This window comes from Myxococcus sp. AM011, assembly GCF_013372595.1.
GTDB classification, from domain to species: Bacteria; Myxococcota; Myxococcia; order Myxococcales; family Myxococcaceae; genus Myxococcus; species Myxococcus eversor.
In genome coordinates this window covers 1-25,186 of the sequence record NZ_JABXEM010000173.1, presented here as the reverse complement: position 1 = coordinate 25,186, position 25,186 = coordinate 1, and the positions used below count along the sequence as shown (strand labels likewise).

Here is a 25,186-nt window from a genome sequence, read left to right as displayed (position 1 = left end):
GTGGTGGGCGTGGCGGTGGCCGGGCTGTTGCCGACGGTGGTGGAAGACCGGGTGTCGGCGCTGTGGGGTGTGGGTCTGGCGGTGGCGACGGGCGTGGTGGCGCTGTTGTTGAAACGGCGGGCGGTGAAGCAAGACCTGAAGGCGGCCATGAAGGTGGTGGCGGTGGTCTTCGGCCTGCGGGCGGTGGCGGTGCTGGTGGGGTTGTTGGGGATGATTTCGCGAGGTCTGCAGCCGGTGCCGTTCATCGCCGGCTTCTTTGGCGTCTACTTCGCGCTGCAATGGATTGAAGTCAGCTACGTGATGGCCGCGTCCAAGGGCGCGGCGGGCGGAGACGAGTGATGCGCAAGGCAATGGTCCTGTTCGCCTGTCTGTTCGTGGCCACGGCGTGGGCTTCGGAGTCCGGAGGCCACGGTGAGGGGAACGAGCCGAGTGTGCCGGACTACATCCTGCACCACGTCGCGGACACCAACGACTTCGAGCTCGAAGTCCCCCTGAGCCACCCCATCCACCTCGGCGCGATTCCGCCCATCCGCATCGGCAGCTGCGCGCCGGTGATGACGGACCACGGGCTGCAGGCGCCCACGGGTTGGCCCGGGCTGATGGCGGGCTGCCTGGACCTCTCCATCACCAAGCACACGGTGATGATGTGGCTGGCGGCGCTGCTGCTCATCGGCACCATCCTCATCTGGAGCAACCGCGACAAGACGAAGATGGTGCCTCGCGGCACGGGCGCCAACCTCATCGAGATGCTGGTGCTCTTCATCCGTGACGAGATGGCCATCAAGAACATCGGCAAGGAGGACGGCCCGCGCTACGTGCCGTATCTGCTGACCGCGTTCTTCTTCATCCTCTTCATGAACCTGCTGGGCCTGGTGCCCTGGATGGCCACGGCCACCGGCAACCTGGCCGTCACGGCCGGCCTGGCGCTGTGCACCTTCTTCGTGACGCAGGCGGCGGGCATCCGCTCGGCGGGCCTGGGCGGCTACCTGAAGCACCTGACGGGCGGCGTGCACTGGACGCTGTGGATCATCATGGTCCCGGTCGAAATCCTGGGCCTCATCTCCAAGCCCTTCGCCCTCACGATGCGTCTGTTCGCCAACATGCTGGCGGGCCACATCGTCCTCTTCTTCCTCATCGGCCTCATCTTCATCCTCGGCCATCCGGCGGTGGCGGCGGTGAGCGTGCCCTTCGCGTTCGCCATCTACCTGCTGGAGCTGTTCGTGGCCTTCGTGCAGGCGTACGTCTTCACGCTGCTGTCGGCGCTGTTCATCGGCATGGCGGTGGCCACGGGCCATCACCACGACGACCACGGCCACGCGGATGACCACGGCCACGGCCACTCGGAGCTGGGTCCCAGCCACGACCACGGCAAGGCGCACGCCTGAGACAAGTTAGCGGGGCGCTGGCAGTAGGGGGCGCCCCGCGTAGAAGACCTGGCGGTTCGAAAGGCCGTCAGAGGTAGTCCTGAAGGGAATCACGACCCCCCCACAAGTGGGTCCTTCGCTAGAAAAGAGAAGCACCGCCATGACCAACCTCGCTCTTGCCTTCCTCGCCGCCGGCCTTGGCGCCGGCCTGTCCATCATCGGCGCCGCCCTCGGCATCGGTAAGCTCGCCGCCGCCGCCATGGACGCCACGGGCCGTCAGCCCGCCGCCGGTGGCGACATCCGCACCACGATGATCATCGCCGCGGCCCTCATCGAAGGCGCCACGCTGTTCGCGCTGGTTGTCTGCATCCTGCTGGCGACCAAGACCGCCTAGTTTCATCGCAGGTGCCTGGGAAGCGCCGGTGCTCGCGGGTCACATCGCGGGCGCCGGTGCCTCTTCCCGGGCCGTTTCAATTTGAAGCCCTCGCCGTCTCATCCCTCACGCCGGACACGCCACCATGTTCCTGCCCAACGTCCTCGCCGCCAGCAGCCTCGTGAGCGTCCAGCCGGGCCTCATCTTCTGGACCCTCGTCACCTTCATCATCGTGTTCTTCGTCCTGAAGGCGAAGGCGTGGGGACCCATCCTCCAGCTGGTCGAGGAGCGTGAGAAGCAGATTTCGGCCGCCATCGAGAGCGCCAAGCGTGAGCGCGCCGAGGCGGAGAAGTTGCTGGCCGACCAGAAGACGGCCATCTCCGAGGCCCGCCGTCAGGCCGCCGAGGAGACGCGCCGCAACCAGCAGGAGATGGAGAAGTTCCGCGAGGAGCTGATGGCGAAGAGCCGCAAGGAGGCGGAGGAGCTGAAGCTGAGCGCGCGTCGTGAAATCGACGAGCAGAAGACGAAGGCCATCGCCGAGGTCCGCGCCATGGCGGTGGACCTGGCCATGGAAGTGGCCGGCAAGCTCATGAGCGAGCGCATGGATGACAGCAAGCACCGCGCGCTGGCCGAGCAGTTCGTGAAGGGCCTTCCGTTGAGCGGCTCCGGCAATGCCGGTGTCCGCCGGTCGGCCTAGTTCGGGGAAGCGCGCCCCCCGGCGCGCGTGTTCCAGGGAATCACCATGGCGCTATCCATCGGAATCGTCGGGCTGCCCAACGTGGGCAAGTCCACCCTGTTCAACGCGCTGTCGGCCGCGGGCGCGCAGGCGGCCAACTACCCCTTCTGCACCATCGAGCCCAACGTGGGCGTGGTGCCCGTGCCGGACGAGCGGCTGGACAAGCTCTCCGAGCTCATCAAGCCGCTGAAGAAGATCCCCACGTCGCTGGAGTTCGTGGACATCGCCGGCCTGGTGCGCGGCGCCTCCAAGGGCGAAGGCCTGGGCAACCAGTTCCTGGGCAACATCCGCCAGGTGGACGCGGTGCTGCACGTGCTGCGCTGCTTCGAGGACGACAACGTCACCCACGTCGAGGGCGGGGTGAATCCGGTGAGGGACCGGGACGTGGTCGACACGGAGCTGTGCCTCAAGGACCTGGAGACGGTGGAGAAGCGCCGCGAGCGCTCCTTGAAGAACACGAAGATGGGCGGCAAGGCCGGTGACGAGGCCAAGGCCGAAGTCGCGCTGCTGGACCGCGTGAAGGCCGGGCTGGATTCCGCCATCACCGTGCGGGCGCAGAAGCTGACCGAGGACGAGAAGGCCGTCATCCACGACCTGTTCCTGCTGACGGACAAGCCGGTGCTGTATGTGGCGAACATCGGCGAGGGCGAGATTGGCAAGGAAGACGCCAACAAGCACGTCGCGGCGGTGAAGGAGATGGCCGCGAAGGAGGGCTTCGACGTGGTGGTGCTCGCGGCGGCGCTGGAGTCGGAAATCCAGCAGCTCCCCGAGGCTGAGCGTCCGGGCTTCCTGGAGAGCGCGGGGCTGACGGAGCCGGGTCTGCACAAGGTGGTGCGGGCGGGCTACACGCTGTTGGGCCTGTGGACGTACTTCACGGTGGGTGAGCAGGAGTGCCGCGCCTGGACGATTCACAAGGGCTACACGGCGCCGCAGGCGGCGGGCGTCATCCACTCGGACTTCGAGCGCGGCTTCATCAAGGCCGAGGTGATGCGCTGGGAGGACCTGGTGAAGCTGGGCAGTGAGTCCGCGGTGAAGGAGAAGGGCATGCTGCGGATGGAGGGCAAGGAGTACGTCGTGAAGGACGGCGACTGCATGCACTTCCGCTTCAACGTGTGACGGGCTGACGCGGCCCTATGGGGCCGCGGAGCTGTGATGGACCGCGCGGGCGCGTTCTGGAGGGCCTTGGGGCCTTCTGGGAGCGCCCGCGAGGCGTTTCTGGGGGGCGCGGCTAGAAGCTGATGCGGGGGCCGCGCAGGGCGGTGGCGACCCAGAGGCCGACGCCGACGAGGGCGAGCAGGGTGGTGAAGAGGGCGGCGCGGCGGATGCGGTCGCTGCCTTCAGGCTGCTGGCGAGCGTAGAGCCACATGCCGCCCACGCGGAGGAGGACGAAGAGGGCCAGGAGGATGGGGCCGACCACGAGCCAGCCGGAGGGGCGTGCGAGCACGACACCCCAGGACGCGAGGAAGGCGACGTTGCCCAAGAGGGAGGCGATGGCGAATCGAGGATAGGCGCGTCGTGGGTCCACGGGGGCAGTGTCCACGGTGCGGCCCTTGCGGCCAACCTGGGAATGCTCAGGGTGGCGGGAAGGCGACATCATTGTTCGGGATACAGGCCGTGTTGCTGCTTGGCGGTCAGGGCTTTTGTCAGGCTGACACGACTCCTGGACGCGGACGGACAGGTCGTCGGACTTCGTTGTCTGGCTTTACCGCGAGACCCCATGCACATGTCTCATGGACTGATGACTTCCCTGGCGTATTCGGTCTTGCCATCCGCATTCAAGTACCAGATGCGTTCAATCCGACCACTTGGAGCGCGGTCGTCGCGCAGGATGATTCCGTCCATACCGACGATGCAATACCGAGTGCTTGGGGCAGGCCCCTCATGCGGGCCGCAGAGATAGAAGCCACGGGGAACGCCTGTGTCGGTTCGGGAAACGAATATCCAGTAGGGCCTTGAGTAGACCACGCAGGCCGCGAAGGTGATGAGCGCCACCACGATGTGCAGAGGTCTCATCTCGAGCTCTCCGCTTCAAACATCTGGGCTCGCTCATCATCACGAGTAGGGAGGGAGGTCATCCCCGAGGCGATTGCACATAGCGTGCCCTGGGGCGGAGCAGGTGGCCCTGTTCCCTCTGCTCCAGGATGTGTGCGACCCAGCCCGCCGCGCGTCCCACCGCGAAGATTGTCGCCGCTGCTCCCGGGGGCAGGCCTAGCGCTTCCGCCAGCATCACCAGTCCCAGGTCCACCGACGGCGCTGGATGCCCCGCTGCTGTCATCGCCTCCTGGACCGCTCTTGCCACTTTGACCCTCGGCGCCTCTGGCCGTACCTCCCTTGCCGCCTCCAGGATGGGGGGCGACCTCGGGTCTCCGTCGGGATAGAGCTGGTGGCCGAAGCCGGGCACCGACTCGCCACGGCGCAATCGCTCGTACACCACGGCCGCCGCTCGCTCTGGCTTTCCCACCTCCATCAGCAGTGCCTCCACCCTGTCACACGCTCCGCCATGCCTCGGACCCGACAGTGCTCCCAGCGCCGCGCACAGACACGCGTACAGGTCCGCTCCTGATGACGCTGTCACCCGCGCTGTGAAGGTCGACACGTTCAACTCATGGTCCGCGCACAACACCAGCGCGCGATTGAGCAACTCCGGCGCTCGCTTCACCTTGGAGTGCCACGCCAGCGCCAGTGACTCCGCCACTGTCTCCGCTCGCAGCGCCCTCGCCACCCGTCCCGGTGCATGCGCCACGCTCACCCATGCCGCCAACTGACGCAGCACCCGTCTCGCTCGCGCCTTCTCCTGCTCGGGCGGCGCGGAGAAGCGCACCGCGTCCCTGGCCGCCAGCAGTGGCACGAGCGCGGACAACGCAGCCACTGGTGGCGTGTCTCTCGGCAGCATCTTCGCCAGCTCCGACGGCGGAAACGGTGGCTCCACGCTCTCCCACCGTGGGTCCTGCTCCGGAAGCCTCCCCGTCCACAGCAGCTCCGCCACCGCTTCGAGACTCCGTCCCTCCATCGCGAGCGCCACAGCTGAGTGCCCCCGGTACGCGAGCCCCTCCGCGCCCACCTGTGACACCGACGAGTCGATGACCGGCTCGCCCCAACGCAGCGCTCCCGAGGCCACCGCCGCGTGCCCCGCACGTGCATCGTGCCTCGTCTTCAGTCGCTCCAGGTCCGAGCGCACATAGCGGTTCTCCTTCGTCCCCGGTTCAGGCACGCAGCGCACGAGCCCCCGGCTCACGTACGTGTACAGCGTCGCCCGCTTCACCCCCAGGAGCGCCGCCGCCTCCACCGCCGTGACGAGCTCCTCCTCGGGTCGATGGTCGAATCGAGATTGAGAGCGTCCACCCTTGCGTCTACTCATATCTCCGCAACCTCCTGAACACGCATTGTCGACTCGACTCGATTCCGTTGTCGATGTGAGCCCTTGGGCCCACTCGACACTCGGGACGACGCGAGAGGAGAACTGTCATGCCTGTCGTCGACTTTGGTCGCACGTCCGAGGACTACTCGAAACACCGCCAGGGCTTCCCGGATGCCTTCTTCACCCGTCTGGTCCGAGAGAACGTCCTCCGTCCCGGACTCCGCGCAGTGGACGTCGGCTCTGGCACTGGCACCGTCGCACGAGGACTCGCGCGACACGGCTGCTCAGTCATAGCGCTCGATGTGTCCGCGTCCATGCTCGCGGCCGGCCGCCAGCTCGCCTCTGAGGCAGGTCTGTCCATCGACTCACGCGAAGCTCCCGCCGAAGCCACGGGTCTGCCTTCCAGCGCCTTCGACCTCGTGACAACAGGACAGTGCTGGCACTGGTTCGACCGTCCCGCCGCGGCTCGCGAGGCCGCTCGGCTGCTCGTCCCTGGCGGCAAGCTCGTCATCGCGCACCTGGACTGGATATCCCTACCCGGCAACGTCGTCGCCGCCACCGAGGCCCTCATGGAGGCCTTCAATCCCAACCCACCAGACCACGCTCGTTTCGGCTGCGGCGTCGGCCTCTACCCGCAGTGGCTCCGCGACGTCAGCGACGCGGGCTTTGCGCCCCTGGAGACCTTCTCCTTCGATGTCCTCCTGCCCTACACCCACGAGTCCTGGCGAGGCCGCTCCCGCGCCAGCGCCATGGTCGGCGCCACCCTGCCTCCCTCTGACGTGGAGCGCTTCGACGCCGCCCACGCCCGACTCCTCGCCGAGCGCTTCCCTCACGACGCGCTCGACATCCCCCACCGCGTCTTCGCCCTCATCGCCACGCGTCCCTGAACCCGGAGCCCTCCATGGCCTCACATCTCCACCTCGTCCACGAGCCCTCGCTCCCGTGGACCGAAGTCACTCAGGGCCCTCGTGTCTCGTACCGGCGCAAGCAGCTCGGTGCCGCCGCGAAGGGACAGAAGCTCGGCTGCAGCATCATGGAACTGGCTCCCGGCAAGCACGCCTTCCCGCTCCACTTCCACCTGGCTAACGAAGAGGCGTACTTCATCCTCTCCGGCACCGGCCGACTGCGCCTCGCTGACACCACGCTGCCTGTGAAAACCGGCGACTACGTGGCCCTCCCCGTGGGCCCCACGGGCGCGCACCAGCTCGTCAACGACGGCGCCGAGACGCTCCGCTACCTCGCCTTCTCCACCATGGTGGAGCCGGACGTCATGGTGTACCCGGACTCGAAGAAGGTCTGCGTCACCGCCGGCTCCGCGCCAGGTGGCGACAAGGCCGCTCGGACGCTGTACACCGTCCTGCCTCTCTCCGCCGAGGTGGACTACTGGAGCGGCGAGGAGCGATAGGCTTGTCGCCTCATGTCCTCCCTGCTCGACATGCTCACCCGAGAGCGGCTCCTCAAGGACCGCGACGCCGCCACGGAGCTGCTCCCCCGTGGCGAGCCGCCCCACGTCTCCCTGCTGCGCCTGTGTGACGCGGGGCAACTCGTCGGTGGCCTCTCCGTCGCCTACGGCGTCCGCCCCGATGAGCTCATGGGGCCCCTCACCCTGGCCATGGGTGGCGCGGCTCGGAACCTCAAGGTCGTGGACGTCCGCGAGCGCCCCGTCCTCGAACTGCACGTCCAGGCCGGCGACGTCACCGAGCGCTGGGAGGTGGAGGACCTCTCCGCCCTCGTCCACAACCTCAATGACCTCTACCGCGACGCCGCCGACGTGCGCGCCATCGCCGAACTGGGCGAATGGGAGGACGCGCTCCAGCTCTGGTGCGTCGACAAGCGCACCCTTCCACGCCTCGTGCGTCAGCCCTTCTTCGCCCCCCGCAACGCTCGGGCCCTGACGCGTCCGGTCGACTGACGCCAGATAGGACCCCACACGCGCTCGCGGGAGTCCCAGGTTCTGGGGCAGCATAGGGGCACATGCGTTTAGCGCCTTGCCTCCCGCTCCTGCTGCTGTGGTCCTCCTCCGTCCTGGCCGAGCCGGATTCCTTCGGCCTCGGCACCAGTCGCAACGGCGCCCTCACCGTCAACACCGCGCGCACCATCATCAACACCGCGATGCGGCTGCCGACCGGAGCGCGGCGCGGTGACACCTCGCTCTCGGTGGAGACCTCCACGGCGCCTCCGACGGGCGGACTGGTGATGGTGCACCAGACGATGGGCTTCCCGGCCAGCACCCCCTCGGGCAGCACGGGCCCGGTGGACCCCGGGAATGTGGGGCGCTGGGAGCTGGCGCGCGTATCCACGGTGGTGGTCGGCAGCCCCACGGTGCTCCGGCTCACCGCGCCGCTCATGTACGCCTATACCTCGCCGGGCGCGCAGGTCGTGACGGTGCCCGAGTACGGCAACGTCACCGTGACGGCCGCCGGCTCGCTCGTGCCGGTTGCATGGGATGGGAACAGCGGAGGCATCCTGGCCTTCCTCGCCTCGGGCGCGTTGATCAACAACGGCGTCATCCAGGCCGACGGCGCGGGTTTCCGGGGCGGGGCCTTCACCAACAACACCTCCCGCACGGCCTGCGAGGGCGGTGACCTCTCCACCACCCTGGGTGGCTCCCACAAGGGCGAGGGCGTGGTGGTGGGGCGCTTCGGCCCGGCCTCCGGGCGCGGCAACCTGGTCAACGCGGGGGGCGGCGGCAACTGCAACAACGCGGGCGGCGGCGGCGGTGGGCACCGGGCCTTCGGTGGAACCGGCGGACGCTCCTCCTTCCTGGACGGCTCGCGCGACGTGGGCGGCCTGGGCGGCGCGTTGATGGAGTACTCGATTGTCGATGCCCTCCTCTTCGGCGGAGGTGGCGGCGCGGGTGAAGGTGACAACGGCGTGGGAAGCAGTGGAGGCGCGGGCGGTGGCATCGTGTTCTTCCGTGCGTCCAACGTCTCGGGGACCGGCCGCGTCACCGCCAATGGCATGCCCTCGGTGGCGGCCAGTGGCGAGGACGGCGCCGGAGGGGGAGGCGCGGGTGGCTCCGTCATCGTGAGGACCGCCGCCGCGCTGAACTGCGGCCAGGTCGAGGTGCGAGGTGGGAATGGTGGCAACGTGCTCGCCGAGTCCTTCCAGCTCGGGCCCGGCGGTGGAGGCGCGGGCGGCCATGTGTTGCTGAACGGCACGCCGGTGTCGTGCACCATGGTGTCCTCGGGAGGCGCCGCGGGGACGACGTCCGCCAGCGCCGGCACTCACGGGCCCACGCATGGCGCGGGCGTCGGTGGAGGCGGTACCGCGAGGGTGTTCACCTATGGGTACGCCACGCCCGCCACGCCGACCATCACCCTCCCGCTCGCGAATGCGGTGGATGTGTCATCGCGCCCGGTCATCGAAGGCGTGGCGGACCCGGGCCTGCGCATCATCATCACCGTCGACGGTGTCGAGATTGCCCAGGTGTCGTCGAGCACCGACGGCAGCTTCTCCGCGGAGGTCGACGAGCCGCTCCCCGCGCTGTCCTCGGGCACGCACACCGTCACCGCTGTCTCCGAGGGACTGGGTGCCTACAGCAGGCCCGGGTCCGTGAACTTCACGGTCGCCGCCGCCGCCGCGATTCCCCAGCCCATCATCGTCGTGCCCGAGGCGGGCGAGGTGTTGGGGCCCACGCCGTACATCGCGGGCGTGGCGCTCAATGCGCTGACGGTGGGCATCTACGTGGATAATCGCGACGAGGTCATCGTCCCCGTGGATGCCTTCGGTCGCTTCCGCTACCAGATTCCCGCGAACGCACCGCTCGACCCGGGCCCCCACCGCGTCAACGCGCACGGGCACGGCGAAGGCGACTTCGGACCCGACTCTCCCAACACCGTCTTCGAAGTCGCGCTGGCGGATGACGACGCGGGCACGCCGACGGTGCCGGACGCCGGTGACTCGGACGCCGGCCCGGATGCGGGCTCGGACGCCGGCTCGGACGCGGGTTCGGACGCCGGCTCGGGAGATGGCGGCACGGTGGTCACTCGCGAGATGCCCGTGCTGGTGGTGCCCGCGGAAGGCGAGCTGGTGGACCCGACGCCGTTGTTCGCGGGCGTCGCTCAGGCCAGTGCCTCCGTGTCACTCGAGGTCGATGGCACCCGCGTGGCCACGGTGGTCGCGGATTCGACGGGCACGTTCCGTTACGTCGTGCCCGCCGACAGCGCGCTCTCCTCGGGGGCGCATGCGGTGTCGGCGTACTCGCTCAACGGCGAGGCGGGCACGCCGGGGCCCCGGTCTCCGGACACCGCCTTCGAGGTGCGTGGCCCCACCGCGCTGGACGTGGGCTGCGGCGGCTGCGGCGCGTCTCCCGTGGGCGCGGCGGGCGCATGGACCCTGCTCGCGGGCCTGGCCGCGCTGCTGCGCAGGCGCAAGCGTTAGTCACGGCGAAGGGCCCGCTTCCCGCCGTGGGAAGCGAGGCCCGCCGTGGTCGCGAAAGCCTAGTCGTCGCCGCCGAGCAGCGAGCCCAGGCCGACGCCGCCCAGCACGCTTCCCTCTTCGCGCGAGCCACCTGGACGCGCGGCGGCGAGGATGCGGCCCGCGAGGCGGCTGAACGGCAGCGACTGGAGCCACACCTTGCCGGGCCCGCGCAGCGTGGCGAAGAAGAGTCCCTCGCCGCCGAAGAAGGCCGTCTTGATGCCGCTCACCATCTGGATGTCGTAGTCCACGGTGGGCTGGAACGCGACGATGCAACCGGTGTCCACGCGCAGCAGCTCACCGGGGCCCAGCGTGCGCTCGCGCAGCGTGCCGCCCGCGTGGATGAAGGCGAGGCCGTCACCCTGGAGGCGCTGCATGATGAAGCCCTCTCCGCCGAACAGGCCGGTGCCCAGCTTCTTCTGGAAGGCGATACCCAGCGACACGCCCTTGGCCGCCGCGAGGAAGCTGTCCTTCTGCGCAATCAACTCACCGCCCAGCTCGCGCAGATTCACCGGAATGATTTTGCCGGGGTAGGGCGCCGCGAAGGCCACCTTGCGCTTGCCGCCGCCCCGGTTGAGGAAGACGGTGGTGAAGAGGGACTCGCCCGTCAGCAGCCGCTTGCCCGCGCCGAGCAGCGAGCCCAAGAAGCCGCTCTTCTTCTCCGAGCCGTCACCGAAGATGGTCTCCATCTCGATGCCGTCCTCCATGTACATGAGGGTGCCGGCCTCGGCCACCGCCGCTTCCTGCGGGTCCAGCTCCACCTCCACGAACTGCAGGTCATCGCCGTAGATGTGGAAGTCGACCTCGTGCATCTGCGCCATGGAATCGCTCCGTCGTCGTCAGTCGGAAAGGGACGGCGCACCATAGCCGCCCCGCTGCATCGCTCAACCCGCGAGCACACCGGAACACGTCCCGGCTCCGAGTGCTGCATGCGACAGACGGAGTCACAGCGCGGCTATTGCGCCAGCAGGATGGACAGCGCGGTGACGAGCTCCTCGTCATCGTCCGCGAGCGACGAGGGGATGGTCAGCGAGACGCTCTTGTCCAGCTTGCCGCCGCAGGTGCGGTAGCCCTCGTAGCGGTCATGGCGGGTGATGAGCAGCTCGTAGCTGCACGCGCCCACGGTGCCGGTGATTTGCTGGGGGCTCACCTGGAAGCTGGTGACCTGGCCGCCGAAGGTTCCGGTGGCGTCGAGGGTGTCCTCCTTGTCCGTGACATTGAGATTCACGGGGCGCTGGCCATAGCTGCCGCGGATGGTGTCGTCCTTCACGGTGAGGTTGACGGGGCGACCGAAGGCCTGACCGCGCACGGTGTCGTCCTCCTTGAAGGAGAGCTGGACGTCCGCGCTGGAGAGCTGGTCGTCGGCGACGCGGACGGTGACGGAGCGGTCCTTCGTCCGGAAGTTGAGGGAGTCCGCTGCGGGCGCGGCCAGGGCAGGGCCACAGGCGAGCAGTCCAAGGGCAAGGAGGCGCGTGGTCTTCATGCCCCTCAAGGTAGGCAGCGAGGACACCCCGTGTGCTCAGTCCGCAGGCAGGGCGTGCGTGCTGCCTCCAGCGGGAAGCTCCACGGAATCACCGCCCTCGGGGCGCAGCACCAGTCTGCGCAGCGTCCAGAGGCCCTTCGTGTAGGCCACCTGGGTTTCGAGGACGCCCCGGCCAAGCGGGCCCTGGACGGTCAGGTCGAAGTCCACCCGTCCCTCGTCCGTCGTGGCGCCGTGGGCGCGCAGGGTGAGGAAGCTGCTCGTCAGCGGGGTGCCCAGTCGCTCGGTGGCGAGCGGGCTGGCTTCCGCAGTGTGCAGCGCGAGCCGGTGGACGTCGTTGCGGCGCAGCTCCTGCTCCATGTCCTGGAAGAGCGAGCGGGAGACCCAGGCCACCCCGCCGGCGAAGCACCCGAGCCCACCGAGCACGAGCGCGGTCGCCACCATCCAGCTCTGCCAGGGACTGTCGAGGCGGTGCGGGCGCATGTGGGTCTCCGGGTCCCCACACTAACGAGCAGCCGCGCGGGTTGCCGGGCAGGCGACGGAGGCGGCCATTATGCTCCGCGTCCCCACCGGGTGAGAGTCACCCTGTTCGGAGGTCCTGGCCGTGGCGGAGCTGTCGTCGGAAGGCGTGGAGCAAGAGTCACGGCGGGCGCCGCGCGCGGCTCCCAGGCAGGTGTTGCGCTGGCTGATGTCCCTGGGCGGCATCCTCACGGTGATAGGCGCGCTGCACGCGTACCTCGCGGTGAGGCTGTTCGTGAGCCCCGCGTGGCCTTCACCCTGGGGCGTGCTGGGCGTGGCGCTGATGGTGCTGCTGTTCGTGTCGATACCGGCCGGACTGATGGGCAGCCGTGGCGAGCCGACGCCGGCCCGGCGCGCGTTGATGTGGACGTCGTACGTGTGGCTGGGGAGCTTCGGAATCCTGCTCAGCGCCGTGGTGATGGCGGACGTCGTCGGCGCGGTGCTGGGGTGGACGGGCGTGGTGACGGATGCGCTGGCGCTGGCGCGCTGGAAGGCCGGCATCGTGGGCGCGGTGACGGTGCCGGCGGTGGTGTTCGCGTTCGTCACGGCGCGCGGCAAGGCGACGGTGGAGCGGGTGACGGTGCCGGTGAAGGGGCTTCAGCCGGGACTGGACGGCCTGCGGGTGGTGCAGATTTCGGACGTCCACGTGGGGCCCACGCTGGATGGGCGGTGGCTGCGGCGCGTGGTGGAGCAGGTGAACGCGCTGAAACCAGACATCATCGCCGTGACGGGAGACCTGGTCGACGGTGGGGTGGAGGAGCTGCGCGAGGAGGTACGCCCGCTGGCGGAGCTGCGCGCGTCGCTCGGCGTGTTCTACGTGACGGGTAATCATGAGTACTACCACGGCGGTCCCGCGTGGGAGGCGGAGGTCGCTCGGCTGGGGCTCACGGTGCTGCGCAACACGCATCGCGTGGTGGAGCGCGATGGGGCACGGCTCGTCGTCGCGGGGGTGACGGATTTCAACGCGGGGCACATCGTGCCTTCACACGCGAGCCGTCCCGACGCGGCGCTCGCGGGGGCGCCCGAGGGCGTGCCGGTGGTGTTGCTGGCGCATCAGCCCAGGTCGGCGCTGCAGGTGGCCCAGTCCGGCGTGCGCGTGGACCTGCAGCTCTCCGGACACACGCATGGCGGGCAGGTGTTCCCGTTCATGTTCTTCATCAAGCTGCAGCAGCCCGTGGTGCGGGGGTTGGCCACTGTCTCCGGCGTGCGCGTGTACACGCACCGGGGCACCGGCTACTGGGGGCCGCCGCTGCGGCTGGGGCCTTCTCCCGAAATCGCGGAGCTGACGCTGGTTCCGGCAGCACAGTGACTTGTGTCACTGGGAGTCGGCGGCGCCGTGTCATGCTCCCCGAGCTCGTCCGTTCCCTCCAGGATTGAGGTCGCGATGGATGGCCTCGGCCCCTTGCGAAGAGGGGCCGCTGCTGTATCTCAAGTCGTGGCGTGCCGAGCGGCCTGTCAGGTGGGCGTGAAAGCCGGCGTCGGGTGGCGGCTTCATTCCACACACCGTGACGAGGGGACGTACCGATGACGACCTTCGCAGTGGACTCCGTCGAAGAGGCTGTGACTCCCCTGGAGACCGTACCCCTGGGGACCCTGGTCGGTGAGGCGCTGTGGTTGGCCCCGGCCGCGGAGACCCGGGTGGTGGACCCCGAGGGGGTGCACCCGCTGCTCGCCGCCGTCCACATCGCCTTCGCCGAGCATCGCCCCCTGGTGTTGTCCCCAGACGTGGTGTGGCTCACCCTGGCCCAGGGGTTCGCCCACCACATCCGCCTCCACTCCGATGCACTGCGAGGCAGGCTCGTCCGACACGCGGGCCGCAAGACGCTGACGGTGGATGTCCCCGCGGCCCCCCGGACAGAGGAGGAGTTCCGCTCCACCCTCACGGCCTTCCGTGAGCTGCTCCGCGAGGAGCTGGGGCCGGGACTCCCCCGGCTCCTGTCGTGTGACTTCTCCACCAGCACCGACGTGGAGCGTATGGCGGGGGACGTGGTGTTGATGGACGCGATGTCCCCGTACTTCGACTTCGCCCTCTCCGTGCTGTGTGGAATCCCTCGCATCACCCTGCTCGGCACGCCGGAGGACTGGCGGGCCATCCGCCGCCGCATCGACGTCCTCGCCGAGTTCGACCTGGGCTGGTGGATCTCGTCGCTCATCCCGATTGCCGATGAGTTCGTGCGCGCCTCGGAAGGCCAACCGGACCGCGAGCTCTGGTCGGAGCTGTACAAACCGCGTCGGGCGTATGGCTGGGACCGCGCGTCAGGCTGGGTGACGCGGCTGTTCCCGTATGTGCAGAACATCGGGCGCTTCGACAAACGCAACCCCATGCTGGAGCAGTCCCACGCGGACATGATGAAGCTGGTCGACCGGGATGACGATGATTGGTTCATGGGACCCGGCCTCGCGTTGCACGAGGCGCCCTCCGGACTGTCCTGCGTTCCGCTCCAGCTCTCGGCTGTGACGTCGGACTGGCGCGAGACGTGGTCCCTGGAGGCGGGTGTGCTCGCGGTGGCGGTGGATTCGGAGGGCGCGCTGGTGCCTCGCGCGGGAGTGCTGGTGCGCAGGTCCCACGCCTCCATGTCCCAGGTCATCGAGCGCATCGTCGCCGAGCACTCCGTGACTCGCGCCACCGGGTCCTCCACGTACCAGGGCGTCGCCGAGCTGAACGCGCTCTATGACCACGTCAAATGCGCCACGCTCTTCCCGGACACGAAGCCCTGGCGCCTGCGCTCCACGGCCGAGCACACCGAGGTCCACATTCCGGTTGTCGCGGACGGAGAGCACGTCGTGCCGGTGCGGTGCCTCGTCGACCTGCCGGACGGGACGGTGCTCGCGCTGCGCTACTGCAGCGGCCGTCGTCCGCACTGCTACGTGCGCCTGCGCTCGGACGCGCTGGAGCCCCTGTCGTTGCCTCCCGGAAAGCGGCCCGAGGACGAGGTGATGCTGGAGCTCGAGCGGGTGACGCCGCCGCTTCGCTCCCGCCAGTGCGCGACGGACATCCCCGTCGTGGGCCCTTCGCTCACCGACTTGCTCGTCCACGCGCTGGAGCACGGCGGATCCACGGACCTGCCCGCGCTGAGGCCACTCCTCGAGGAACTGGAGCCCTGGGAGAACCCGCCCCCACGCGCGCCCATGCCGCAGCGCAGGAAGTGATGTCTGGGTTGCTCATGACTCACTGAACAGGAATCCATGGCCCTCGGGTCTGTACCGTGTGGCCATGGGTGGGTCATCGAGTCCACCCAGAGCGGACTACTCGGATAGTTGAAGTGTAGTTTGATATTTCCGCTATTCCTGGTTATTGTTCGATGCGTGCCCCCCGCCACCACCATTCAGCCGCGTCTGCTCCAGTCCGTCCCCGCGCCTCGTATGAGGGATGTGGATGCCGTCGAGGTGTACGAGACGCGCCGCGCCATGGCGTCCGAGGATGCCCCCGCGGTGATGGTGGTGTCCGAGTCCCCGTTGCTGCGGCTGGCCATGGGGCGGGAGCTGGCGCCGGTGGTGGGGTTGATCCACGCGACCGGCATCGCGTCGGCGACGCGGCGGTTGGAGATGGGCGTGGTGCCGGCGGCGGTGGTGTTGGTGCTGGACTCGGCGGAGCGCGACGCGGCGCACGCGTTCCTCGCGAAGCTGGTGGAGATGGACTTCGCGGGCCCGCGCATCCTGGTGTCCTCGCGTTTCTGCCCGGAGCTGGCGGAGGCGTTCAGCGGCGCCTGCCTGACGCACTTCGCGCTGGCGCGTCCGTGGCGCCCGGGGTCGATGCGTTCGATGGTGGAGTCCGCGTTGGGGCTGAGCGCTCCGCTTCGAGCCGCCGCGGGACTCTGAGGTTCATCCCATGAGGGTGGTGGTCTCCTCGCTGGCCTCGCGGCTGGTGGACGCGGGCCGGGGTCTGCTCACGGGCGTGGTGAGTGCCACGGTGGGTGTCGCGCGAGGCCTGCGCGTGGTGCTCACGGGCCTCGTCGGTGGAGTGGCCCTGTATGTCCGGGGACGTCCGCGTGAAGGACGCTTCCTGCTGCGACGTGGGCTGTGGCGCGTGGCGCAGCTTCCCGTGGACGTGTTCCTGATGCTGGCGGGCCGCGTGGTGAGCGCGGTGCAGGTGTTGTTGTGGATGGAGCCCGTGGGGCGCCGGTTGTCGGGGTACGAGGTGACGTTGCTGCGCCCCATCTTTGGCGCGAGCGTGGACTACGCGGCGGTGCGGTTGAAGGAAGGGCCCCTGGGAGTCCTGGGCGTGTCGGGGCGTGCGTTCGCGCATGGCGACACCGTCTTCGTCCCGCCGCCGAGTGGCCCCACGGACCTGGGGTTGCTGGTGCACGAGCTGGTGCATGTGTGGCAGCACCAGCATGGAGGTACCGCGTACATGAGCTCCGCCATCGTCGCGCAGCTCTCGCGAGACGGTTATGACTGGCGCAAGGGCGTGGAGCGGGACTTGCGCTGGGAGGAGCTCAATCCGGAGCAACAGGCGCAGTTCATCGAAGAGGCCACGCTCGTGGGACTGATTCATCCTGACCACCGTGCGCTGTCCCCTCGCGCGCGGCTGAAGGGGTGGACGGAGAAGGCGCTGCCGTTGCTGGAGGAAGCGCTCGTCAGCGTGCGCACGGGACGCGGCGCGCCCTGAAGCCTTCGCTTTCGCGAGGCGCGTTACATCCGCGGCGGGGCAATCGGGTCGTGCTCGGAGAGCATCTTCGCCACGCGAGCCTCGTCCAGACGCGTGCCGAGCTGGTCCATCTCGTGCTGGTCTCGCACCGTCTTCGACAGGCTGAAGGTGGAGCCCACGCTGAACAGCAGGCCCATGCCCAGGAAGGACTTCACCCAGGAGTCCAGCGGCAGGTTCCAGATGCCGACCGCCGTGACGCCCACGGACAGGGCGAAGGACAGCCAGGTCTGGATGACCCAGGCGGAGCTGTGCGCGACGACGACCTTCGGGGTGGAGCGGGACATGTTTTCTCCTCGGGAACGAGCTGGGCTCGCTGACGTGGAGAAAACATGCCGCTTCCCGTCGAAAAGCACATGGAACTAATCAAAGCGTCATTGATAACCTGGAGTGCATGATTCAACTCCAACGTCTGGAGGGCTTCTACCGCGTGGCCCGCGCGGAAGGCTACGCGCGAGCGGTCAGCTCATTCCCGTATCCCATCACCCAGCCCGGCATCCATCAGCAGGTCAAACGCCTGGAGGCCGAGGTCGGCGTCCCCCTCTTCGAGCGCGTGGGCAAGGACCGCGTCGTCCTCACACCCGAGGGCCGCGCGCTGTACTCGCACGTCGCGCCGTTCCTGGAGGGACTGGACTCCGTGGTGCAATCGCTGCGCAAGGGCGAGGTGGGCGGCACGCTGCGCATCCACGCCTCCGGACATGTCCTGCGCCACCTGCTGCCCGCATGGCTGCGGCGACTCCAGGCGAAGCGCCCCGATATCGAGGTCGTCCTCTTCGAGTCCAAGGTCCCCGCCGTGGACATCCTGAGCTCTGGTGACACCGACCTGGTGGTGGACCACCTGCCCGAAGTCCCCGACGAAGTGGAGGCGCGTGAAGTGGGCAGGACGCATCCCTTCCTGGTGCTGCCCTCACACCACCCCCAGGCGAAGAGTCGCCGCGTGCGGCTGGACGCGCTCCGCGAGGATGCCTTCATCGCGTACAGCACGGACCGACACCTGAGAGAGCTTCAGCTCGGAGAGCTGGCGCGAGCGGGCGTGAAGCCGAAGCGACTGCACGCGGCGGACTCGTCGGAGACCATCCTCGGCTTCGTCGCGGCGGGGTTGGGCTACTCGTTGCTCGCCTCACTGCTGCCGGGCGGGCCTCGCGAGGCTGGTGTCGTGTCTCGCCCTCTTCCCGGTGTGCCCTCGGGGAGCGTCCACGCCGCATGGCGTAGGTCGGCGGCGAAGAGTCCGCTCATCCAGGCCGCGCTGGCGCTCGCGCCGAAGCCGTGAGCCGGACGTGAAACGGGGCCTCGCTTCCGCGCGAGTGGCGGAGGCGAAGCCCCGGGGGCACTTCGGCGGAGCGCCGGCTCAGCCCTGGTATTGGTGAACCGACATGATGGGGTAGTTCATGCTGCTGAAGCTGATGCGCTGCGAGCCATCCGAGTTCACGTTGTTGGAGCCGATGAACTGGGCGTTGCCATCCTTCCAGCCCGCGAACATCACCACGTGCTGGCCGCTGCCCACCTTCATGGACACCACGTCTCCGGGCTTCGCGTCCTGCAGCGACACGCGCTTGAAGTTCGGGTCCGCGTCCAGCTTGCTCTGAAGGCCCATCACGCTGTTGTCGTGCTGGCCGTTGGAAATCTGGCCGGCCTGCTCCAGGCACGCGGAGACGAAGTTGGCGCAGTTGACGTTGTTGGGGACCCAGTCCTCCATGTCCGCGCCCACGCCGCTGCCCTCCAACTTCAAGGAGCCCGCGTTCTTGTTCAGGTGAGAGACGGCGATGTCGTACGGGCTTCCATTGGGGCCCTTCACGCCGTCACCCGAGTTCGTCGGGCCGGAGGGGCCATTCACGCCGCCCGTGAGGTTCGGACCCGTGCGGCCCGAGGGAGAGTCGAAGCCGTCCGTGGCGCCAGGGAGCTTGAGCGTGTCCCCGGCGTAGATGAGGTCCACGTTCTTGATTTGCGGATTCACCTTCTGCAGGGCGTCGACGCTGGTGCCGTAGCGCTTGGCGAGCGCGGACAGGGTGTCGCCGGACTGGATGCGGTAGCTCATGGAAGAACGGCTCCGAGGCGGTTCATGTACGACTTGCACCTATTCTCGAAGGTTGAGACCCCGAGTTGCTTGGAGGGGGTATTTCGCCGGAGCTTTCGCTGAAGTCACCGAGTCTCGCGCACTTGCGCGGAGCGCCGCCGTACCAGGAGTCGGGCTTGCTCTCTCCAGGAGTGAGAATCTTCGGGTTGCCACCTACCGGACGGACCGCTCGTGGCAGCGCCAAGGTTCTTGAACCGGGCGGGTGGGACCGCGCATGGTGCCGGCGTGAGCACCTCCATTCCCCATCCTGACTTCGCGGTCGAGCGGTTCTCCCGGTGTCCGGATGCGCGCTTCCAGCCGGCGCCCTCGGACGGTGTGCTGCCGGAGGGCTTCTTCACCACGACGAACCTGCCCACCTACGTGCGCATCGGCGGTGAGTGGCGGATGCCGCGCGAGCCGCGCATGGACGGCGCGCTGGTGCTGGATGAGCAGGGCGCGCTGTGGATTCGCGAGGGCCGCCGCGTCCGCGCCGGAGAGCGCGTGGTGGTGGGGCACGCGGAGGACGGCTCCGAGGGCGTCTATGTGAACACGGCGTACCTGGGCGGCGGGGGCGAGGGCGAGTTCAAGTTCATGACGAGCGAGGTGTCTCGCGAGAAGCCCATCGACTACGCGCAGATGGCGCGGCTGTTGGTGGAGGAGCGCGAGCGCGGCGGCTATCCGGTGTGGGTGACGGGGCCCGCGCTGGTGCACTCGCGGGCGCGCGCGGACATGACGTGGTTCATCGACAACGGCTTCGTGGGCGCGCTGCTGGCGGGCAACGCGGTGGCGGTGCACGACATCGAGGCGTCCATCTTCGGCACCACCCTGGGCATGAGCGGCACCGGCGAGGCCACGTCCGGAGGCCACGGCTTGCACATGCGCGCCATCAACAAGGTGCGCGCCGCGGGCTCCATCGCGAAGGCGGTGGAGGCCGGCGTGATTACCAACGGCATCATGCACGCGTGTGTCAAACGCGGCGTGCCCTTCGTCCTCACGGGCTCCATCCGCGATGACGGGCCGCTGCCGGACGTGGTGACGGACAACGTGGCCGGACAGGACGCCATGCGCCGTCACGCGGTGAAGGCCACCATGGCGGTGATGGTCGCCACCGCGCTGCACGCCATCGCCACCGGCAACATGCTGCCCGCGTTCGTCACGCAGAAGGACGGCTCGCTGCGGGAGCTGGCCACCATCTGCGTGGACTCGTCCGAGTTCGTGGTCAGCAAGCTGAAGGACCGGGGCACGCACCAGGCCTTCGGCGTGGTGACCAACGCCCAGGACTTCATGCACATCCTGCGGCTGTATGTGGAGCGCGAGCTGTCCGCCCGGGCCCAGGCCTCGAAGGGCGCCTGAGCCGCGAGCCCGTCACCCGCTCACTGGCAGAACGCGGCCTCGTGGGAGACGCAGTGGGCCTCGCAGATGCTGTTGGTGTCGCAGATGCCAGACAGCGGGCCGCACGCCTCCCCCTCGCGGACGAAGGGCAGACAGCGCATGCCGGCGTTCGTCTCGGCGCAGCCGTAGCCCCTGGAGCAGTACCGGCCTGGGATGTCGCACGCCTCACCGGGCGCCGCGTGCTTCACGCAGACGCCCCAAAGGCCCACCTCGGGGCGCGCATCCTTGCACCACAGTCCCTCCGCGCACTCGCTGTCGAGGCGACACTCCTGACGCTCCGAGCGGCGCGGACGACACAACCCCAGCTCGTCGGGAATCGCGTCGCAGAAGAGCTCCCGCTGGCACACGTCGACGAGGCGCCCGATGCTCGCGTCATAGGTCGCCGCGGTGCAAGCCGAGCCCTCCTTCGCGTAGCGGACGCACTTGTTGTCGCTGCACACCAGGGAGGGACCGCACGGGTAATAGCCCTGGTTCTCGCAGACGTCTCCCTCCGCGCCCACGCGCTTGCACGTTTGATAACCATTCGCGTCGCACCAGAGCCCCTGGGCGCACGGCAGGGAATAGGTGGTCCCTCCCCGCCGGGCGACACAGGAGACCTCTTCCTCGCGGGGGCGCTCGCACGTGCCCGACACGCCCACGAACACGAGCCCGGGTGCGCATTGCCAGGGCTGATTGACTCGGGTGCCCTCGGCACCTCGGGTTTCGCAGGCGCCCTCGCAGGTGGTCTCCGCTGTGTGGCCGCAGTACCCCTGCTCGCCGCAGTCGAGGTGGTTCCGACAGTCCTGGGGTGACTCGGGGGCCACGAGCACCCGGCAGGCCTCGTCGTATTCGATTCCGAATTGCCACGCGGCATCGGACAGCGTGGGCTGCTCACAGCGTCCTTCCCTGATGGAGTCCAGACAGCGCCGGGCGGCCCCCTCGTCGAAGCGGAGTTGGCCGGTGCGCAGCGACTCGTCGTAGCGCGTCCCCAGCCCGATATAGGCGTCGAGTCCCCGGCGGCGCATGTCCTCTTCACACGCGCTCGCGCGGGCGTACTCGCCACAGCGCTGGGCCCGCGCGCAGATTGCTTGGACGACCTCTCCGCCGAAGCCCTGCCGCGTCACCGCGTCCTCGCCGCCACACGCCCAGAGCCCCGCCAGCATCACCACCAGTGCCGCCTGCCGTCCATGCATCGCGCGTCTGCCCATCCGTGGCTCCCAGAGGGCGCTGGCCCGACCTGCCCTCCATGGGCATACGGACCCGACCTGAGCCATCGGCTGATGATGTCTCGCTTTCGCGTGGGAGCGCGAGGGCTACCGCGTCGCCAGTCGTCCCTCGGTGTCGATGAGGAACACCCCGTCCTCCGTCGCCACCCGCACGCCCCGGTGGTCCTCCTCGACGGCCAGCACCGGACCGTCGACGTTCCACACCCGGTGGGTGCCCAACTCCAGCACGCGCCCGTCCGCCGTGCCCGCATGGCGTGAGGTCAGCACCGTGTACGTCGCATCCGAGGGCAACGTCCGCGCCAGGGCGTCCAGCCGCTCGACGTACTCGGCCTCGCTCGCGTCCTCCGCGTCGGGCAGCGCGTGCCAGCGCACGTCGAGCACCGGCTCTACCCGGAAGGAGGCATCCAGCGAGACGATGCCCAGGTCGGTCGCCGCGAAGAGCCGCTCCCCGGCGACCTCCAGCGCGAGGCAGAAGGGGCTCGGCAGCCCTTCCTCGGTGGAGATGACACGCACGGGCTTGCCGGAGGAGGTGAGCACCTCCAGGCCGTCCTCCGTGCAGGCGACGACGTGGCCGGCGAAGCGCGCCAGCTCCAGCGGTCCTCCCGTCTCGAGAGCGGGAGAACCCAGGGCGACGGCGGCGGCGACGGTGAGGGCGGAGAGCATCACTCCCACCCTCATTGCGAACGCCGGGCCACCCTTGTCTCCCCTGTCAGGAAGAGGGGATGGCCCCTGAGGTGTCCTCCCCCGGCCACGGGTGCGGCCGGGGAACAGCACGTCTCAGTACGACTCCTCGGGGACGTCCATCAGGTCCAGCGTGCCGGCCTCCACCATGCGGGCGGCGTGCGCGAGGCCCGGGAGCACCTCCGCGCAGTACCAGCGCGCGCTGGCGAGCTTGCCCACGTAGAAGGCCTTGTCGCCGGGGTTGCTCTTCATCCGCTCCACCGCCACTCCCGCGTGACGCACCAGCAGCCAGCCGATGACCAACTCCGCCACGCTCGCCAGCACGCGGTTGCCCTGCAGGCCCACGTGGTAGACGGACTCGCCCAGCTTGCCCATCAGCGTGCCGAGCATCGTCTCCAAATCACCCAGCGCCTTGCCCAGCGCGGCGCGCTCCGTCTGCAGCTCGCCTCCGCCCAGCTCGCCCTCCGCCGTCTCGCGCACCTGAGACAGCAGGCCCTGCAGCGTCGCTCCGCCATCCTTCGCCACCTTGCGCATGAGCAGGTCGAGCGCCTGGATGTGCGTGGTGCCCTCGTAGAGCGTGTCGATCTTCTGGTCTCGCAGATACTGCTCCACCGGGTAGTCCTGCAGGTAGCCGGAGCCGCCGTGCACCTGGAGCGCCAGCGCGAGCAGCTCGAACGCCTTCTCCGAGCAGTAGCCCTTCACCAGCGGCAGCAGCATGTCGTTGAGCGTGTCCAGTTCGCCCGCCTCGGTGGCGCGGTGGCCGCCCTTCAGCTCCACGCCGTCCTGCACGGCCGCGGTGTAGAGACACAGCGCGCGCATGCCCTCCGCGTGGGCCTTCTGCGCCATCAGCATGCGGCGCACGTCGGGGTGCTGGAAGATGGGCACGCGCGGCGCCAGCTTGTTGCGCGCCTGGAGCAGGTCCGCGCCCTGGAGCCGGTCCTTCGAGAACGCCAGCGCGCGCTGGTAGCCCGCGGACAGCGTGGCCATGGACTTCACGCCCACCGCCATGCGCGCCTGCTCGATGATGTAGAACATCTGCCGGATGCCGTCGTGGACCTCGCCCAGGAGCAGGCCGCGCGAGGGCTTGCCGTCGCCGAACGTCAGCTCGCACGTGACGGAGCCCTTCAGCCCCATCTTCTTCTCCAGCTTGGTGCACACGACGCCGTTGCGCTCACCCATGCTGCCGTCCTCGTTCACCCAGAACTTGGGGACGACGAAGAGCGACAGGCCCTTGGTGCCCGGAGGCGCGCCTTCCGGGCGCGCCAGCACCATGTGGATGATGTTCTCGGACATGTCCGAGTCACCGTTGGTGATGAAGCGCTTCACGCCCTCGATTTCCCACACGTCGCCGCCCACGGGACGCGCCTTGGTGCGCGCGGCGCCCACGTCGCTGCCGGCGTCGGGCTCGGTGAGCACCATGGTGCCGCCCCAGCGCTTCTCCAGCATGTGCGGCAGGAAGCGGCTCTTCTGCGAGTCCGTCCCCAGCCGGTCGATGATGCGCGCGAGCAGGTTGCCCAGCGTGTAGAAGGCCAGCGAGGAGTTGGCGCCCACCATCAGTTCGAACGCGGCCCAGCCCAGCGACGGCGGCGCGCCCATGCCGCCCAGGTGCGGCGGCTGCTCCAGCAGGTGCATCCCCGCGTCGAAGAACGCGTTCATGGACTTCTTCAGTCCAGGAGGCAGCGTCACCTCGCCGTTCTCCAGCCTGGGCGGCGTGTGCTCGGCCTCGTCGAAGGAAGGCGCCAGCTCGTTCGCGCACAGTACGGCGAACGTCTGCAGCATCTGCCGCGCGGACGTCTCGTCCAGGTCGCCAAAGGGCGCGCGCCCCAGGGAGGTACGGCCGATGTCGAGGAACTCGAAGAGATTGAACTCGATATCGCGCAGGTTGGGGACGTAGTGGTTCGCGGACGACGACATCTCGGACTCCTCACGGGAACGAAAGCCCGGAGGGTAGCCGAGATTGATTTTCGAGTCAGCCACGGCGCCCCGCACCACGGACGGTGAATGACGCGCGGTGCCGTGAACGCACGAAGGGCCCCCGGGGAACCGGCCCCAGAGGCCCTTCGCTCAGCGGTGTGTCAGGTGTGACGGAGCTTCAGCCCTTGAGCTGGAGCGAGGGCACCGCGCCCTCGCCGAGCACCAGGTGGACCTGGCCGACCTTGGCCGCGAGGTCCTTGTAGGCCTCCAGCTCCTTGAGGCGTACGAGCAGCGGGTTCTCCGCGAGCACCTTGGCCGTCTGGGCCATGGAGCGCGTGGCGGCCGTCTCCTCGCGGCGGGTGATGACGTTCGCCTCGGCCTCCTTCTGGGCCTGGATGACGCGGTTGAGCAGCTCCTTCATCTCACCCGGCAGCACGACGTCCTTGATGCCGAAGCGCAGCAGCTCCAGGCCCACCGACTCCGCGCGCTCCTTCACCTGCGCGAAGAGGTCCTCGGCCACGGCCTCACGCGAGGCGAGCAACTCGTCCAGCGTGCGCGTGGCCACGGACTCGCGGGCCGCGAGCTGCATGGCGAGGTAGAGGATGTCATCCGGCACGCGGGCGACGACGGCGAGCCGGCGGGCATCCGCGACGCGGAAGGCGGTGGAGAGGTTGAGGCGCAGCGTGACGCGGTCCTTGGTCATCACTTCCTGGCCGGTGACGTGGAGCAGGCGCTCGCGCAGGTCGATGACGGCGAGCTGGACCTTGCGGGCGACGGTCCACGCGGCGTGGCGGCCGGCGGGCAGCACCGCGTCCAGGGTGCCGTCCACGTAGCGCAGCACGACGCTGCCCTCGGTGGCCGTGGCCTCCACGTAGTCGCTGGCGGGGACCTTGGCGCGCACGTCGTCCTGCAGGGGCGCGGTGGCCACGCCGGACGTGTCCAGGCGCTCGATGCGCACGGCGGAGGAAGCAGGCACGGAGTCGCGGCTGGGGAGGCGCTCCACCGTCCACACCTGGTGCTGACCACGGCCGAGCCACAGGGTGGGGC

At 69.0% G+C, this 25,186-nt stretch carries 27 protein-coding genes; 15 read left to right on the top strand and 12 right to left on the bottom strand.

The genetic code is table 11. The features are described 5' to 3' along the window. From HUW62_RS30505 to ychF, 5 genes are all read left to right on the top strand, one after another. Positions 1 to 339, top strand: a 339-nt coding sequence (locus HUW62_RS30505) for a hypothetical protein (protein ID WP_176436396.1), incomplete at its 5' end; no start/stop codon positions are given. After that, positions 339 to 1,385, top strand: coding sequence for a F0F1 ATP synthase subunit A (gene atpB / locus HUW62_RS30500; protein ID WP_163863745.1), 1,047 nt, complete (start codon positions 339 to 341; stop codon positions 1,383 to 1,385). The genes HUW62_RS30505 and atpB, both read left to right, overlap by 1 nt. Positions 1,386 to 1,524: 139 nt before the next feature. Further along, positions 1,525 to 1,758, top strand: a complete 234-nt coding sequence (locus HUW62_RS30495; protein ID WP_163863744.1) for an ATP synthase F0 subunit C — start codon at positions 1,525 to 1,527, stop codon at positions 1,756 to 1,758. A gap of 124 nt (positions 1,759 to 1,882) precedes the next feature. After that, on the top strand, positions 1,883 to 2,434 hold the full coding sequence (atpF, locus tag HUW62_RS30490) for a F0F1 ATP synthase subunit B (RefSeq protein WP_163863743.1): 552 nt from the start codon (positions 1,883 to 1,885) through the stop codon (positions 2,432 to 2,434). A gap of 45 nt (positions 2,435 to 2,479) precedes the next feature. Continuing rightward, positions 2,480 to 3,589 (top strand): redox-regulated ATPase YchF, encoded by a 1,110-nt coding sequence (gene ychF / locus HUW62_RS30485; protein WP_163863742.1) that lies wholly within the window; start codon positions 2,480 to 2,482, stop codon positions 3,587 to 3,589. Between the two features lie 112 nt (positions 3,590 to 3,701). Here ychF and HUW62_RS30480 read toward each other — a convergent pair whose 3' ends face one another. From HUW62_RS30480 to HUW62_RS30470, 3 genes are all read right to left on the bottom strand, one after another. After that, on the bottom strand, positions 3,702 to 3,998 hold the full coding sequence (locus HUW62_RS30480) for a hypothetical protein (RefSeq protein ID WP_163863741.1): 297 nt from the start codon (positions 3,996 to 3,998) through the stop codon (positions 3,702 to 3,704). A 203-nt stretch (positions 3,999 to 4,201) separates the two neighbouring features. Then, positions 4,202 to 4,486, bottom strand: a complete 285-nt coding sequence (locus HUW62_RS30475) for a hypothetical protein (RefSeq protein WP_176436395.1) — start codon at positions 4,484 to 4,486, stop codon at positions 4,202 to 4,204. Between the two features lie 58 nt (positions 4,487 to 4,544). Beyond that, positions 4,545 to 5,831 (bottom strand): citrate synthase, encoded by a 1,287-nt coding sequence (locus tag HUW62_RS30470; RefSeq protein ID WP_176436394.1) that lies wholly within the window; start codon positions 5,829 to 5,831, stop codon positions 4,545 to 4,547. A gap of 107 nt (positions 5,832 to 5,938) precedes the next feature. On the opposite strand from HUW62_RS30470, the gene HUW62_RS30465 reads away from it, so the two are divergent. From HUW62_RS30465 to HUW62_RS49690, 4 genes are all read left to right on the top strand, one after another. After that, on the top strand, positions 5,939 to 6,718 hold the full coding sequence (locus HUW62_RS30465; protein WP_176436393.1) for a class I SAM-dependent methyltransferase: 780 nt from the start codon (positions 5,939 to 5,941) through the stop codon (positions 6,716 to 6,718). Between the two features lie 14 nt (positions 6,719 to 6,732). Further along, complete coding sequence (locus tag HUW62_RS30460) at positions 6,733 to 7,236, top strand: cupin domain-containing protein (RefSeq protein WP_163863738.1); 504 nt, start codon at positions 6,733 to 6,735, stop codon at positions 7,234 to 7,236. Between the two features lie 12 nt (positions 7,237 to 7,248). Next, entirely contained in the window at positions 7,249 to 7,743 is a 495-nt protein-coding gene (locus HUW62_RS30455) for a hypothetical protein (protein ID WP_163863737.1), read from the top strand. A gap of 62 nt (positions 7,744 to 7,805) precedes the next feature. Continuing rightward, the gene (locus tag HUW62_RS49690) at positions 7,806 to 10,214 is read left to right on the top strand and encodes an MYXO-CTERM sorting domain-containing protein (protein ID WP_163863736.1); all 2,409 of its coding nucleotides are present in this window, start codon (positions 7,806 to 7,808) and stop codon (positions 10,212 to 10,214) included. 59 nt (positions 10,215 to 10,273) lie between these two features. Here HUW62_RS49690 and HUW62_RS30445 read toward each other — a convergent pair whose 3' ends face one another. The 3 genes from HUW62_RS30445 to HUW62_RS30435 all read right to left on the bottom strand — a co-directional run bounded on the left by HUW62_RS30445 (position 10,274) and on the right by HUW62_RS30435 (position 12,213). Then, positions 10,274 to 11,071, bottom strand: a complete 798-nt coding sequence (locus tag HUW62_RS30445) for a TIGR00266 family protein (protein WP_163863735.1) — start codon at positions 11,069 to 11,071, stop codon at positions 10,274 to 10,276. Between the two features lie 134 nt (positions 11,072 to 11,205). Continuing rightward, complete coding sequence (locus tag HUW62_RS30440) at positions 11,206 to 11,733, bottom strand: hypothetical protein (protein ID WP_163863734.1); 528 nt, start codon at positions 11,731 to 11,733, stop codon at positions 11,206 to 11,208. Between the two features lie 36 nt (positions 11,734 to 11,769). Next, positions 11,770 to 12,213 carry a cytochrome c oxidase assembly factor Coa1 family protein gene (locus HUW62_RS30435; protein WP_176436392.1) on the bottom strand — a complete coding sequence of 148 codons (444 nt, stop codon included), beginning with the start codon at positions 12,211 to 12,213 and terminating at the stop codon, positions 11,770 to 11,772. A 121-nt stretch (positions 12,214 to 12,334) separates the two neighbouring features. On the opposite strand from HUW62_RS30435, the gene HUW62_RS30430 reads away from it, so the two are divergent. The 4 genes from HUW62_RS30430 to HUW62_RS30415 all read left to right on the top strand — a co-directional run bounded on the left by HUW62_RS30430 (position 12,335) and on the right by HUW62_RS30415 (position 16,858). Further along, positions 12,335 to 13,558, top strand: coding sequence for a metallophosphoesterase (locus tag HUW62_RS30430; RefSeq protein WP_176436391.1), 1,224 nt, complete (start codon positions 12,335 to 12,337; stop codon positions 13,556 to 13,558). Between the two features lie 215 nt (positions 13,559 to 13,773). After that, entirely contained in the window at positions 13,774 to 15,399 is a 1,626-nt protein-coding gene (locus HUW62_RS30425; RefSeq protein ID WP_176436390.1) for a DUF4419 domain-containing protein, read from the top strand. Positions 15,400 to 15,621: 222 nt separating this feature from the next. Then, entirely contained in the window at positions 15,622 to 16,068 is a 447-nt protein-coding gene (locus tag HUW62_RS30420; RefSeq protein WP_240356188.1) for a hypothetical protein, read from the top strand. A gap of 10 nt (positions 16,069 to 16,078) precedes the next feature. After that, positions 16,079 to 16,858: a DUF4157 domain-containing protein gene (locus HUW62_RS30415; RefSeq protein WP_176436389.1), complete on the top strand. Its 780-nt coding sequence runs from the start codon at positions 16,079 to 16,081 to the stop codon at positions 16,856 to 16,858. A 23-nt stretch (positions 16,859 to 16,881) separates the two neighbouring features. Here HUW62_RS30415 and HUW62_RS30410 read toward each other — a convergent pair whose 3' ends face one another. After that, complete coding sequence (locus HUW62_RS30410; RefSeq protein WP_163863729.1) at positions 16,882 to 17,181, bottom strand: YiaA/YiaB family inner membrane protein; 300 nt, start codon at positions 17,179 to 17,181, stop codon at positions 16,882 to 16,884. Positions 17,182 to 17,288: 107 nt separating this feature from the next. Here HUW62_RS30410 and HUW62_RS30405 point away from each other — a divergent pair, with 107 nt between their 5' ends. Beyond that, complete coding sequence (locus tag HUW62_RS30405) at positions 17,289 to 18,164, top strand: LysR family transcriptional regulator (protein WP_163863728.1); 876 nt, start codon at positions 17,289 to 17,291, stop codon at positions 18,162 to 18,164. A 78-nt stretch (positions 18,165 to 18,242) separates the two neighbouring features. On the opposite strand, the gene HUW62_RS30400 is transcribed toward HUW62_RS30405, so the two are convergent. Further along, on the bottom strand, positions 18,243 to 18,929 hold the full coding sequence (locus tag HUW62_RS30400) for a LysM peptidoglycan-binding domain-containing protein (RefSeq protein WP_176436388.1): 687 nt from the start codon (positions 18,927 to 18,929) through the stop codon (positions 18,243 to 18,245). A gap of 264 nt (positions 18,930 to 19,193) precedes the next feature. Here HUW62_RS30400 and HUW62_RS30395 point away from each other — a divergent pair, with 264 nt between their 5' ends. After that, a complete protein-coding gene (locus tag HUW62_RS30395) occupies positions 19,194 to 20,300 on the top strand; it encodes a hypothetical protein (protein ID WP_163863726.1) in 1,107 nt (368 codons plus the stop codon). 20 nt (positions 20,301 to 20,320) lie between these two features. Here the strand turns inward: HUW62_RS30395 and HUW62_RS30390 are convergent, their stop codons facing one another. The 4 genes from HUW62_RS30390 to HUW62_RS30375 all read right to left on the bottom strand — a co-directional run. Further along, positions 20,321 to 21,526, bottom strand: coding sequence for a Dickkopf N-terminal cysteine-rich domain-containing protein (locus tag HUW62_RS30390; protein WP_176436387.1), 1,206 nt, complete (start codon positions 21,524 to 21,526; stop codon positions 20,321 to 20,323). 105 nt (positions 21,527 to 21,631) lie between these two features. Next, complete coding sequence (locus tag HUW62_RS30385; protein ID WP_163863724.1) at positions 21,632 to 22,210, bottom strand: hypothetical protein; 579 nt, start codon at positions 22,208 to 22,210, stop codon at positions 21,632 to 21,634. 111 nt (positions 22,211 to 22,321) lie between these two features. After that, entirely contained in the window at positions 22,322 to 24,139 is a 1,818-nt protein-coding gene (locus tag HUW62_RS30380; protein WP_163863723.1) for an acyl-CoA dehydrogenase, read from the bottom strand. A 178-nt stretch (positions 24,140 to 24,317) separates the two neighbouring features. Next, positions 24,318 to 25,186, bottom strand: an 869-nt coding sequence (locus HUW62_RS30375) for a slipin family protein (protein ID WP_176436386.1), incomplete at its 5' end; no start/stop codon positions are given.

Excerpts from the sequence above, each read along its gene's own strand:
- HUW62_RS30435 (WP_176436392.1), bottom strand. The coding sequence starts at position 12,213 with ATGCGCCCGCACCGCCTCGACAGTCCCTGGCAGAGCTGGATGGTGGCG.
- HUW62_RS30425 (WP_176436390.1), top strand. The coding sequence starts at position 13,774 with ATGACGACCTTCGCAGTGGACTCCGTCGAAGAGGCTGTGACTCCCCTG.
- HUW62_RS30400 (WP_176436388.1), bottom strand. The coding sequence starts at position 18,929 with ATGAGCTACCGCATCCAGTCCGGCGACACCCTGTCCGCGCTCGCCAAG.
- HUW62_RS30455 (WP_163863737.1), top strand. The coding sequence starts at position 7,249 with ATGTCCTCCCTGCTCGACATGCTCACCCGAGAGCGGCTCCTCAAGGAC.
- HUW62_RS49690 (WP_163863736.1), top strand. The coding sequence starts at position 7,806 with ATGCGTTTAGCGCCTTGCCTCCCGCTCCTGCTGCTGTGGTCCTCCTCC.
- atpB (WP_163863745.1), top strand. The coding sequence starts at position 339 with ATGCGCAAGGCAATGGTCCTGTTCGCCTGTCTGTTCGTGGCCACGGCG.
- HUW62_RS30465 (WP_176436393.1), top strand. The coding sequence starts at position 5,939 with ATGCCTGTCGTCGACTTTGGTCGCACGTCCGAGGACTACTCGAAACAC.
- HUW62_RS30405 (WP_163863728.1), top strand. The coding sequence starts at position 17,289 with ATGATTCAACTCCAACGTCTGGAGGGCTTCTACCGCGTGGCCCGCGCG.
- HUW62_RS30415 (WP_176436389.1), top strand. The coding sequence starts at position 16,079 with ATGAGGGTGGTGGTCTCCTCGCTGGCCTCGCGGCTGGTGGACGCGGGC.
- HUW62_RS30470 (WP_176436394.1), bottom strand. The coding sequence starts at position 5,831 with ATGAGTAGACGCAAGGGTGGACGCTCTCAATCTCGATTCGACCATCGA.
- HUW62_RS30495 (WP_163863744.1), top strand. The coding sequence starts at position 1,525 with ATGACCAACCTCGCTCTTGCCTTCCTCGCCGCCGGCCTTGGCGCCGGC.
- atpF (WP_163863743.1), top strand. The coding sequence starts at position 1,883 with ATGTTCCTGCCCAACGTCCTCGCCGCCAGCAGCCTCGTGAGCGTCCAG.
- HUW62_RS30460 (WP_163863738.1), top strand. The coding sequence starts at position 6,733 with ATGGCCTCACATCTCCACCTCGTCCACGAGCCCTCGCTCCCGTGGACC.
- ychF (WP_163863742.1), top strand. The coding sequence starts at position 2,480 with ATGGCGCTATCCATCGGAATCGTCGGGCTGCCCAACGTGGGCAAGTCC.
- HUW62_RS30440 (WP_163863734.1), bottom strand. The coding sequence starts at position 11,733 with ATGAAGACCACGCGCCTCCTTGCCCTTGGACTGCTCGCCTGTGGCCCT.
- HUW62_RS30445 (WP_163863735.1), bottom strand. The coding sequence starts at position 11,071 with ATGGCGCAGATGCACGAGGTCGACTTCCACATCTACGGCGATGACCTG.
- HUW62_RS30380 (WP_163863723.1), bottom strand. The coding sequence starts at position 24,139 with ATGTCGTCGTCCGCGAACCACTACGTCCCCAACCTGCGCGATATCGAG.
- HUW62_RS30410 (WP_163863729.1), bottom strand. The coding sequence starts at position 17,181 with ATGTCCCGCTCCACCCCGAAGGTCGTCGTCGCGCACAGCTCCGCCTGG.
- HUW62_RS30390 (WP_176436387.1), bottom strand. The coding sequence starts at position 21,526 with ATGGGCAGACGCGCGATGCATGGACGGCAGGCGGCACTGGTGGTGATG.
- HUW62_RS30475 (WP_176436395.1), bottom strand. The coding sequence starts at position 4,486 with ATGAGACCTCTGCACATCGTGGTGGCGCTCATCACCTTCGCGGCCTGC.